Origin of the sequence: Acinetobacter sp. 1294243 (genome assembly GCF_000588015.1) — a bacterium.
In the GTDB taxonomy this organism is placed as follows: domain Bacteria; phylum Pseudomonadota; class Gammaproteobacteria; order Pseudomonadales; family Moraxellaceae; genus Acinetobacter; species Acinetobacter pittii.
The window spans coordinates 1-3936 of the sequence record NZ_JFXG01000038.1; the positions used below are offsets into that span (position 1 = coordinate 1).

Sequence of the window (3936 nt, forward strand, 5' to 3'; positions counted from 1 at the left end):
ATATATAAGCCTTTCATCATTTTTCTCTTATCGTTTTGGCTCAATCTCACCAAACAATGTCTCATAAGCTTGAGTCAATTTATGTTCGGGTGCCAAATGGGCCAAAGGTAAATTTTTCTGATGCGATTCTTTCATCAAAATCGAAGGCGGTAACATGCTATTGAGTACAGGCAACCCTTCATCTTTTAACTGCTGAACCACTTCCCGAGGTAATTTTGCTTGGGATTGGAATTGATTCACCACAATTCCTTCAATTTCCAAGCGATCATTATGATCATCTTGCGTTTCGAGAACATTTTCAATCAATGTTTGTAACGCACGCTTTGAAAAAACATCACAGTCGAAAGGAATAAGTACTTTATCTGCCGCAATCAGAGCAGAAAGAGTAAAAAAGTTAAATGCTGGTGGTGTGTCTATATAAATACGGTCATATCGCCCAACTAAGTTTTGGATCGAATCACGTAATTTATAAATTTTATGTTTACTTTCAAGCGCATGTTCAAGCGCGCCAAGTGTAGGGCTTGCTGGAAGCACATCTAATTTTGCAAAAGGAGTTGAATGAACAAAACTGTCGAGATCTTTATTTCTTGGAGCTTTTAAAATTGAACCTAATGCGTTACCGATTAAACCCTTTTGTTGATTGTTGCCCAACACATCATCAAAGAAATTTTCGATATTTGGCTCTAAAATTGATTTTTCAGCAGAATAGGTTGCTTCGTCACCTAAAAGATACTGACTAGAATTGGCTTGAGGATCAAGATCGATCACCAATGTTCTTAAGCCATGTTTGGCACTAATTGCAGCCAAATTTACAGTAATACTTGATTTCCCTACACCGCCTTTTTGGTTAAACACCACACGAGTTAACATGTTTCCCTCTGCATATTATTTTACTGTACGCAGTTTAACCTAGAGCTTAATCAAAAAGGCAAAGAATGTAGAACAATTAAGCAAAAACAGGTTTCACAATCACTAAGATAATAATAGCAATAAATGCAATCGCACTAATGACTAAACCTGCACGGCGCTGTGCCAACAAAAGAGTGTCATCTTTTTTAAAGGCTTTCATCAAGGAAGATAACAACACTAAAAATAGAATAATTTTAGCGTAAAACCACGGTTGTACTTGAAAGTCTTTCATGACTAACAAAATTGCACCCGTAATGAAAACCACGGTAAATGACAAATGTTGTAAGGCAACTAATACTTTACGCCCTGCTGGATTGGGTTGTTCACCTTGAACACCTATAAACAGAGTTGAAGCGCGTAAAACAAAGACCATAAGTGCAGCAGCTACCGCAGTCATATGAATAATTTTAGTGAGTAAATGTGCATCCATGAAATTAACCCTTAGCTTTTAGGTGCATGTGCACATTCTGGGCTAGCAGGTGCTTGACCTTGCCACTCACTTGGCAAATAAGCATGAATCGCTAAAGCATGAATTTGGCCTGGATTCATTAAATCAGAAGCTAACGCGTATACTTTTTGATGACGTTGAACTAAACGCAATCCATTAAATTCGTTGCTCACTATAATCACTTTAAAATGAGATTCCTTGCCTGGAAAATAACCACCGTGCCCGGCAGACTCATTGATCACTTCCAAATGACTAGGTGCAAGTGTTTGTAACCGTTCAATCAACTGTTGTTCAAGGCTCATAGCTTTTCCTTTTACGATTATTCGTATATTTGAACCTAGTATACCTTGTCTACACACAAACAAAAGTTGCTCTTGTATGCTTTGACTTCAAACAAAATGTCTATTTATTCGGCAACTTAACAACAAAAATACCGCTAAATGGTCATTTCTGTTTTTATTTTATGCAATCAGCATAATTATTTGCATAAAGTTGTTGACCCTTGTTTTGCTTAATGTATTATAAGCGGCACGCGGGAATAGCTCAGTTGGTAGAGCATAACCTTGCCAAGGTTGGGGTCGCGAGTTCGAGTCTCGTTTCCCGCTCCAAATTGGTTTTTTTTGAGAAAGTTTTAGTAAAAACTGCTTATATATGCGGGAATAGCTCAGTTGGTAGAGCATAACCTTGCCAAGGTTGGGGTCGCGAGTTCGAGTCTCGTTTCCCGCTCCAAATTGGTTTTTTTTGAGAAAGTTTTAGTAAAAACTGCTTATATATGCGGGAATAGCTCAGTTGGTAGAGCATAACCTTGCCAAGGTTGGGGTCGCGAGTTCGAGTCTCGTTTCCCGCTCCAAATTTAAAAGGCCCTAGTCGAAAGACTGGGGCTTTTTTCTTTTTATTGGTCGATGATTTTACGTTCTATCAATTCACAGTATATTCTGAGAATAGCTCAGCTCAAGGCCGAATATTTCATTAATAGACTCAGATTTTTAAATAAGTAATTGTATCGAGTTAATCTAGTTATATTTGCAGGGTACTGGCGTTATTCGATGTGTAGATATACATGGCACTAATTGAAAACAATCCAGATCAAATCTTTCTTGGGCAAGAAGCTGCTGTAAACAGATTGAAAAGATAAAGTTATGATCATAGACATAGCTTTGGAAATAATATTCTTCTGTCTTTTGAATATCACGAGTTGAATCGAGAAAATCTATATGTTCAGCTAACACATGAAAGTTGAGCTTCTTTAAATGACGACTCATTCCTTCGCCAGTACATTTAATATAGGATTCTTTTAAGGTCCATATTTGAAAAAAACGCTGATATACACTGGATGGATCAATCCTTTCATTTTCCTGAATCCATTCAATTTCACTTGGCGCTAAGACGCTATCGACACGCATCCAATCGAACCCACGGTCCAGCCGTTCAACATCAACTCCTATTTCTCCTTTTTCAGTCATCGCAAGAACAATAACATCTGCTGAATGACTAAGATTAAAATAAATAGCTTTACTACCTTGTATAAAAGGTTTGCCGTTAGGTTGTAATTGAATGATGACCTCATAGGGTGAAATACCCAACTTATCTGCTAAAACAGACTTCGTTAAGACACGAGAGATTAAGAAAAGTCGTGCAGCATGAGGATGATATTGATCATATCTCAACTTTTCTGCCGCATTGAGAAAGCTGAGATAATGACTCAATATGAGATGGTTTTGTGGCACGCGTGAAACCGGGCAGACATAAACCTGTACTTTGGAAATATCAGACATCACTGAGCTGTACTGTGGTGCTGATATATTTGGTTAGAACTGGTGTGAGATAATCATAAACCGCTTCTACATGGGTAACGTGCGGATTATGGCCTGCGCCAGCAATGATATGTACAGGAATATTAGGACTTATTGTAGTAACAATTGGATCCTTCTCTCCAACAATGATTTCAACTTTAGAGCCAAGCTCGTTTAACAAAGCTGTTTGAGATACTCTCTGCTGAGGCAAACTAATACGATGCATATACTCACTAATATGCTTGGCTACCGACACCCGGTGTAATGAATCCATCGCATAACCAACAGATAGATTTTTTTGTCCATCTGGATGCAGATTTTTAGCAATTTTATCTTTCGATACAAAACGGAAAATTAGATTAGAGATCGTTTGTATTTGAAATATTTTTGCGGCCTGTGCCTGCACGAAATAAGGCGATATAAGGATAAGACGTGCAACTTTATTTGGATATTTCTGTGCAAGACTCAATGCAAATAAACATCCTAACGAGTGAGCAATAACAACACTATTTGGTGCTAAAAGCTTTGCAGCATTATCAATAAACTGATGATTGTTATCTTCCATCACCTCGTAACTACCTGAACGCCCAAGTCCAGGTAGGTCCATCATAGCGACCTGATCATAGGTGATTTTATTAATTATTGGGAGCCAACATGTGCTATCGAATGGAATACCGTGTAAAAATAATGCAGAAGATTTTTCTGAACCAACTGGTTGTTTAGTATAGATTTCTATCCAATATCGATTCTGATAGCTGAAACAGTTAGGCGTTGGAGCTTGCATAC

Annotated in this window: 5 protein-coding genes and 3 tRNA genes; 3 read left to right on the forward strand and 5 right to left on the reverse strand. The window is 37.9% G+C overall.

Features of this window, described 5'->3' with window-relative positions; translation table 11 throughout:
* Window positions 1–27: 27 nt before the first annotated feature.
* The 3 genes from J655_RS23880 to J655_RS23890 all read right to left on the reverse strand — a co-directional run bounded on the left by J655_RS23880 (window position 28) and on the right by J655_RS23890 (window position 1659).
* Window positions 28–870: a ParA family protein gene (locus J655_RS23880; protein ID WP_005071966.1), complete on the reverse strand. Its 843-nt coding sequence runs from the start codon at window positions 868–870 to the stop codon at window positions 28–30.
* A gap of 76 nt (window positions 871–946) precedes the next feature.
* The gene (locus J655_RS23885; protein WP_005071964.1) at window positions 947–1339 is read right to left on the reverse strand and encodes a SirB2 family protein; all 393 of its coding nucleotides are present in this window, start codon (window positions 1337–1339) and stop codon (window positions 947–949) included.
* 11 nt (window positions 1340–1350) lie between these two features.
* Window positions 1351–1659: a BolA family protein gene (locus J655_RS23890; RefSeq protein WP_005804768.1), complete on the reverse strand. Its 309-nt coding sequence runs from the start codon at window positions 1657–1659 to the stop codon at window positions 1351–1353.
* Between the two features lie 230 nt (window positions 1660–1889).
* Here J655_RS23890 and J655_RS23895 point away from each other — a divergent pair.
* The 3 genes from J655_RS23895 (at window position 1890) to J655_RS23905 (ending at window position 2207) form a co-directional block, all read left to right on the forward strand.
* Window positions 1890–1965 (forward strand) — tRNA-Gly (locus J655_RS23895).
* 45 nt (window positions 1966–2010) lie between these two features.
* Window positions 2011–2086: transfer RNA gene (locus J655_RS23900), tRNA-Gly, on the forward strand.
* Between the two features lie 45 nt (window positions 2087–2131).
* Window positions 2132–2207 (forward strand) — tRNA-Gly (locus J655_RS23905).
* Window positions 2208–2370: 163 nt separating this feature from the next.
* Here the strand turns inward: J655_RS23905 and J655_RS23910 are convergent.
* Both J655_RS23910 and J655_RS23915 read right to left on the reverse strand, forming a co-directional pair.
* Entirely contained in the window at window positions 2371–3132 is a 762-nt protein-coding gene (locus tag J655_RS23910; protein WP_017482317.1) for a 4'-phosphopantetheinyl transferase family protein, read from the reverse strand.
* Window positions 3125–3936 (reverse strand): alpha/beta fold hydrolase (locus J655_RS23915; protein ID WP_032024400.1); only part of this gene is annotated, 812 nt, incomplete at its 5' end. The genes J655_RS23910 and J655_RS23915, both read right to left, overlap by 8 nt.

Bases quoted from the DNA above. Each gene is read 5' to 3' on its own strand.
- J655_RS23910 (WP_017482317.1), bottom strand. From the start codon at position 3,132: ATGTCTGATATTTCCAAAGTACAGGTTTATGTCTGCCCGGTTTCACGC.
- J655_RS23885 (WP_005071964.1), bottom strand. From the start codon at position 1,339: ATGGATGCACATTTACTCACTAAAATTATTCATATGACTGCGGTAGCT.
- J655_RS23890 (WP_005804768.1), bottom strand. From the start codon at position 1,659: ATGAGCCTTGAACAACAGTTGATTGAACGGTTACAAACACTTGCACCT.
- J655_RS23880 (WP_005071966.1), bottom strand. From the start codon at position 870: ATGTTAACTCGTGTGGTGTTTAACCAAAAAGGCGGTGTAGGGAAATCA.